General features: G+C 71.7%; 6 protein-coding genes. 2 read left to right on the top strand and 4 right to left on the bottom strand.

The features are described from left to right. Window positions 1–26: 26 nt before the first annotated feature. From ACWGI8_RS37280 to ACWGI8_RS37265, 4 genes are all read right to left on the bottom strand, one after another. The gene (locus ACWGI8_RS37280; protein WP_453667870.1) at window positions 27–998 is read right to left on the bottom strand and encodes a 2-hydroxyacid dehydrogenase; all 972 of its coding nucleotides are present in this window, start codon (window positions 996–998) and stop codon (window positions 27–29) included. Beyond that, on the bottom strand, window positions 989–2158 hold the full coding sequence (locus ACWGI8_RS37275) for a lactate 2-monooxygenase (RefSeq protein WP_453667869.1): 1170 nt from the start codon (window positions 2156–2158) through the stop codon (window positions 989–991). Before ACWGI8_RS37275 ends, ACWGI8_RS37280 begins: the two co-directional genes overlap by 10 nt. A gap of 141 nt (window positions 2159–2299) precedes the next feature. Further along, window positions 2300–3250, bottom strand: coding sequence for a trypsin-like serine peptidase (locus ACWGI8_RS37270; protein ID WP_453667868.1), 951 nt, complete (start codon window positions 3248–3250; stop codon window positions 2300–2302). Window positions 3251–3381: 131 nt separating this feature from the next. Beyond that, window positions 3382–3861 (bottom strand): GNAT family N-acetyltransferase, encoded by a 480-nt coding sequence (locus ACWGI8_RS37265; protein ID WP_453667867.1) that lies wholly within the window; start codon window positions 3859–3861, stop codon window positions 3382–3384. 51 nt (window positions 3862–3912) lie between these two features. On the opposite strand from ACWGI8_RS37265, the gene ACWGI8_RS37260 reads away from it, so the two are divergent. Together ACWGI8_RS37260 and ACWGI8_RS37255 are read left to right on the top strand one after the other, a co-directional pair. Further along, window positions 3913–4764: an exodeoxyribonuclease III gene (locus ACWGI8_RS37260; protein WP_453667866.1), complete on the top strand. Its 852-nt coding sequence runs from the start codon at window positions 3913–3915 to the stop codon at window positions 4762–4764. Window positions 4765–5096: 332 nt separating this feature from the next. Further along, window positions 5097–6101 carry a DUF6528 family protein gene (locus ACWGI8_RS37255; RefSeq protein ID WP_453667865.1) on the top strand — a complete coding sequence of 335 codons (1005 nt, stop codon included), beginning with the start codon at window positions 5097–5099 and terminating at the stop codon, window positions 6099–6101. Window positions 6102–6211: the final 110 nt, after the last annotated feature.

The raw sequence follows: 6211 nt of genomic DNA, 5'->3' as shown, positions 1-6211 counted from the left end.
GACCGGGCGGGACCCCTTCGTTCCGGCTACGTGACGACGTCGCGCGGCGGCTTGCCGTCCAGGTGGTCGATGACGTTCTGGACGGCCGCGAGGGCGATGCGGACCAGGGTTTCGCGGGTGACGCCGGCGACGTGGGGGGAGAGGACCACGTTCGGGGCCCTGAGGAGGCGGAGGGCGGCGGTCGGGGGTTCCGGGTCGAAGACGTCGATGCCGGCTCCCGCCAGGGTGCCGGAGGCCAGTGCGTCGGCGAGGGCGTCCTGGTCGATGAGCGCGCCGCGGGCCGTGTTGATGACGAAGGCCGTGGGCTTGAGGAGGGCGAGACGTCCGGCGTCCAGGAGGTGGCGGGTCTCGTCGGTCAGGGGGGCGTGGAGGGTGACGTAGTCGGAGGCGCGCAGGAGGTCGTCGAGGGGGACGTGGCGGGCGCCGCCGAGCCGGGCCTCGGTCTCCGGCGGGACGCGGCGCCGGCCGGCGTAGAGGATGTGCATGTCGAACGCGACGGCGCGGCGGGCGACCTCCTCGCCGATGCTGCCCAGGCCGATGATGCCGAGGGTCTTGCCGGACAGCTCGGTCAGGGACTGCTGGAGACGCGGCAGGGCCCAGTCGGCGTCGACGAGGGCGGTGTGGGCGGGGATCAACTGCTTGGCGAGGGCGAGCATGAGGGCGAAGGTCTGCTCGGCGACGTTCTGTTTCTCCGCGCCGCTGGAGCCGATGTTGCAGACGGGGACGGAGCGGGCGCGGGCGGCGTCCAGGTCGACGTAGTCGTAGCCGTGGCTCGCGCACTGGACGATCTCCAGGGCGGGGGCCTCGGCGATGTGGCCGGCGGTCACCGGCCCGAGGCCGGTGATGATGACGTGCGCCTCGCGCAGGGCGGCCGGGTCCTCGTCCGCCGTCTCGACGACCGTGACGTGGGCGCCGGGGAACAGACCGGCGAGGGCGGCCCCGGCCGTACGGCCTCCGACGTGGGGGGAGATGACCGCCAGGATGTTCTTCATGCGCATTCCTTGATGAGGTCGTCGGCGGTGAGTGAACCCGGGCCCGAGTGACCCGAGAGCGCGAGCGTGAGGTCGAACTCGGCGAGCAGACAGCGGATGACGTGGTCGACGCCCGCCTGTCCGTCGAGGCCGAGGCCGTACGCGTACGGGCGGCCCAGGAGCACCGCGCGGGCGCCGAGCGCCAGGGCCTTGAAGATGTCGTCGCCGGTGCGTACGCCGCTGTCGAAGAGGACGGTGAGCCGGTCGCCCGCCGCTTCGACGACGCGCGGCAGGGCGTCGGCCGCGGCGACGGAGCCGGCGACCTGGCGGCCGCCGTGGTTCGAGACGACGACACCGTCCATGCCGGCGTCGGCGGCCCGGCGGGCGTCGTCCGGGTGCAGGATGCCCTTGAGGACGATCGGCCCGTCCCAGTGCTCGCGCAGGAAGGCCAGGTCGGGCCAGGTCTTGGCGGGGTCGGCGAACATCCCGACGAAGTGCATCACGGCCGCGTTCGGATCCTCGTGCACGGGCTTGGCGAGCCCCGCCCGGAAGGCCGGGTCGCTGAAGTAGTTGGCCGTGCCGACCCCGTGCAGGAACGGCAGATACGCCTGGTCGAGATCGCGGGGCCGCCACGCCAGCAGCGGCGTGTCGAGGGTGACGATCAGCGCCGTGAACCCGGCCGCCTTCGCTCTCGCGAGGAAGCTGGCCGTCACGTCGCGGTCCTTCGCCCAGTACAGCTGGAACCACCTCTCCGCGTCGCCCATCGCCTCCGCGACCTGCTCCATCGGCGTGCTGGACGCCGAGGACAGGATGTACGGGACGCCGCGCGCCGCGGCCGCGCGCGCGGCGGCGCACTCCGCGTCCGGATGCATGATCGACAGCACGCCGATGGGCGCGAGGGCGAGCGGTGCCGGGAGCGGACGCCCGAGCACGTCCACGGACAGATCACGTTCGTGCACGTCACGCAGCATGCGCGGGACGATCCGCCATTGGTCGAGCGCGGCCCGGTTGGCGCGCGTCGTGCTGCCGTTGCCCGCGCTGCCCGTCACATAGCCGACCGGGCCCGGGCCGAGCCGGTGCTCGGCCAGTTCCTCCAGCCGGGTCAGATCGGTGGGCAGCCGGGGCACGGCCCCCGTCATCCCGTTCAGATAGATCTCGTACTGGAAGTCCGCCCAGTGCGTCGCCATCCGTACGTTCCGCCTCTCGTCCCTGAGCCTGCGCTGCTGTACGAGCCGATCATGGCGATGGCCGGCACTTCCGTCCATGGTCGTGCAGCGGCCGGCAGGGCCAGAGAGGTCCGTCCCAGCCGGCCGCGCTGTCGAAGTGCCTCAGGACGCCTGCGCCCTGTCGTACAGCGACTTCGCCTCATTGCCGAAGTACGGTCCGAACATCCGGTTCGGCAGGAAGACGTAGCCGAAGCTGTTCACCGAGACCTGCAGGCCGGTGCCGGTCGCCTCGCTGAAGCCGGTGAACCAGGGGCCCCCGCTGGAGCCGCCCGTCATGTTGCAGCCGAGGCTGTGGTCCTGCGAGAACAGCCAGTCCTTGGAGCTGTTCCCGCTGCAGTAGATCAGCTTGGTGCCGTCGTACGGGGACGCGGCCGGGAAGCCGAAGGCGTACATCTGCTTGTTGTAGCCGCCGTTGAACTGGATGCCCTGCCCGCCGGTGACCGACGTCAGCTTCTGGCCGTTCAGCGGGGCGACGACCGCCGCGCCGATGTCGTTGTTGATGTCCTCGGTCGCCTCCCACTGCGGGGTGGTGAGCGTCTTGGACGCGGCCCACTGGCCGTACGGGGCCTGGCCGTTGTTGTATGCCGGCACGAAGACCCAGTTGGTGTGCCAGCTGCCCTGGTACTTGACGCAGTGCCCGGCGGTGATGACCGTGCTGGCGTTCTGGCTGGTCACGGCGTTGCCGGAACAGGACGCCGTGCGCCCCTGGAAGGTGAAGAACACCCGGCCCGAGGTCTTCACGACCGCACCGGCGCCGGTCCAGGGGCCGCCCGCCTGCGGGAAGGCGGTGGGCGCGACGGTCGTGGTCTCGGCGGCGGGCTTCGGGGCCCTGAGGGTCTTCGCCGCGCTCGGGGTCAGCAGCAGATCGAGCGGGGTGGCCCCACGCATCCGCTCGGCGGTCCAGAAGGCGCGGGCCTGGTGCTGTTCCGCGGCCGAGGCGGTGCGAGCGGGGACCGGGGTGGCGGCGCTGGCCGCGCCGGCGGCGGACAGTCCGCCCGTGAGCAGTGCTCCGACGGCTAACAGAATGCCCGCGGCTGTGCGATGGCGTCTCACGCATGTCTCCTTCTGCCGTGCCCGGGCCGGGGTGGTGCCGGGCAGGGTGGGGGATGAGAACGGTGCGGATCGGCGTGCGTGAGGCAGCGTGCCACGAAGGCGCGGGTTCTGTCAGGGGCGCGTCAAGGGTTTCATGTGAGCGGCTTGGCGAAGCAGCGGCTGTTCTCGTAGTCCCGGTAGTGGCCGAACTTGGCGCACTGCGCGTAGCCGCTGGACGTGTACAGCGCGATCGCCTCGGGCTGGGCGGTGCCGGTCTCCAGCACCATCCGGCTCCGGCCGGCGGCGCGCGCGTCCTCTTCCAGCGCCGCGAGGATGCGCCGGGCGAGACCGAGACCCCGGGCCTCGGGGACGACGTACATCCGCTTGAGCTCGGCGTCGCCGTCCGCGTATCCCTCCTCGTTCTCGTCCTGCGTGCGCCAGCCGCCGGTGGCGACCGGGCGGCCCAGCGGGTCGTACGCGAGCAGATACAGTCCGCGGGGCGGGACGAACATCGAGGCGTCGAGCGGTGTGGCATCGCCCTCGTCGCCGTAGCGCGCGACGTATTCGAGCTGTACCTGGTCGTTGAGCTTGACGGCGTCGGGGTGGTCGAAAAGAGTCGGCCGGATATCCATACGAAGTATCGTACATCTATGCGCATGGTGTCTCTCGGATATTGTGCCGGGATGCTCACTGTTACCACCGTCAACGTCAACGGTCTGCGCGCCGCCGCGAAGAAGGGCTTCGTGGAGTGGCTGGCGGAGACCTCGGCCGATGTCCTGTGCCTGCAGGAGGTACGGGCCGAGGCGCACCAGCTCCCGGAAGAGGTGCGGGACCCCGAGGGGTGGCACGTGGTCCACGTCCCCGCCGCCGCCAAGGGACGCGCGGGCGTCTCCGTCTACTCGCGGCGCGAGCCGGACGCGGTACGGACCGGCTTCGGCAGCGAGGAGTTCGACGGGAGCGGCCGGTACGTCGAGATCGACCTGCCCGGCGTCACGGTGGCCAGCCTCTACCTCCCCTCGGGCGAGGTGGGCACCGAGCGGCAGGACGAGAAGACGCGGTTCATGGACGAGTTCCTGCCGTATCTCAAGGGCCTGAAGGAGCGGGCGGCGGTTGGGGGCACCTCCCATGGCGAAGCCTATGGGGGAGGCCGCGACGTCCTGGTCTGCGGCGACTGGAACATCGCCCACCAGGAGGCCGACCTCAGGAACTGGAAGGGCAACAAGAAGAACTCCGGCTTTCTCCCGGAGGAGCGCGAGTGGCTCGGTCGCGTCTACGCCGACGGCGGGACCGGGACCGGGGCCGGGGCCGGGTACGTCGACGTCGTACGCGCGATGCATCCCGACCAGGAGGGGCCGTACTCCTGGTGGTCGTACCGTGGCCGGGCCTTCGACAACGACACGGGCTGGCGCATCGACCTGCTCGTCGCGACGCCCCGCCTCGCCGGGAAGTGCGTGAAGGCGTATGTGGAGCGGGCGGCGAGCCACGGCGAGCGGTGGAGCGACCATGCGCCGGTGACCGCGGTCTTCGAGGTGTAGGGCCTGTCGTTCGGATCTTGCCGGGCTCGCGTGCCCTGGCACGCGCATCTGCTGCGTTGTCGTCAGTCGCCAATGCTCCGCAGTGGCTCCTTCCTCCGCCTTGCATCTGCACGCGCCAGACCCCGCTCGCTGATCCGGCCTGATCCAAACGACAGGCCCTAGCGGCCCGCCGTTCACCGCGGGCGGTCCGCTGCCTGCCGTCCGCTGACCGCGGTGCGCTGACGCGGTGCGCTGCCCGCCGTTCGTAGTCCGGCCGTCCGCTGACCGGCCGTTCGCAGGTTGGCTGTTTCGGTACGTGACCTGCCCGGCGGTGTCCGGCAGGCTCAGGGGCCGTGCGAATTCGCCGAGTTCTTCGCGTACGTACGCTCAGGGCCGCGCTCGTCGGAGGGCTGACGCTCTGCCTTCTGGCGGTGGCGCCCGCCCCGCCGCCGCCGGGCGGCAGAGCCCCGGACCTCCTCGTCACCGACCAGGCGTCCAAACGCGTCCTGCTGCTCGACGGGGCGCGCCGGACCTGGGACCCACAGGCTGATCCGTCCGTCGTCAAGTGGGCGTTCTCGCCGCTCGGGGACCCCCGGTACGCCGACATGGAGCCGGCCAGGAGCTGGGTGTACCCGGACGAGGCGAAGGTGCGCATCTTCCGGGGCCGGACCTATGTACTCACCACGGCGTCGTTCGGCTTCGCCGCGGTCGTCGAGTATCCGTCCGGCAGGCGCTACTGGGGCGACACGCTCTCGCCCGGCACCATCGAGCACAATCCGCACAGCATCGAGCTGCTGCCCGACGGCAATGTGGCCGTCGCCGGCAGCACCGGTGACGTGGTCCGGCTCTACGCGGCCTCGCAGGGCCCGGTCGGCGTGCCGTTCGCCTCGTACACGCTGGACGACGCGCACGGGCTGCAGTGGGACGCGCGGCGCAAGGTGCTGTGGGCACTCGGCGGGGACCGGCTGGTGGCGCTGAAGCCGGGCGGCACGGCCGCGGAACCGACGCTCACCAAGAGCTTCGAGGTGCCGCTGCCCGGCCCGCACGGGCACGATCTGCTGCAGGTCGCGGGGCGGCCCGACCGGCTCTGGGTGACCACCGGCTCGGCCGTCCACCAGTACTCCAAGAGCCGAAGGGTGTTCGTGCAGGACTTCGCGGGCGCCGCGAAGATCAGCCGAGCGGATGTGAAGGCGGTCGGGAACGACCCTGTGACCGGGCAGGTCGCGTCCACCGTGCCCGAGAGCGGGCTCGAAGAGACCTGGTGGACGCGGAACGTGACGGTCCACCGGCCGGACGGGACGTACCGGCTGGTCAACGGCGGTATCTACAAGGTGCGTTGGTGGCTGCCGTCCCTTTGATGGGGGGGGGGGGGGGGGCGCCCCCCCCCCCCCCCCGACCCCCCCCCCCGCCCCCCCGAAGCCGGCCGGCCCCGGGGGGGGCGGGGGGGGGGGGGCAAACCCCCCCGCCC

The sequence above is a fragment of the Streptomyces sp. NPDC054841 genome, from assembly GCF_053611045.1.
Note: the sequence above shows the minus strand (reverse complement) of the source record. Positions and strands in the feature narration are given on the sequence as shown.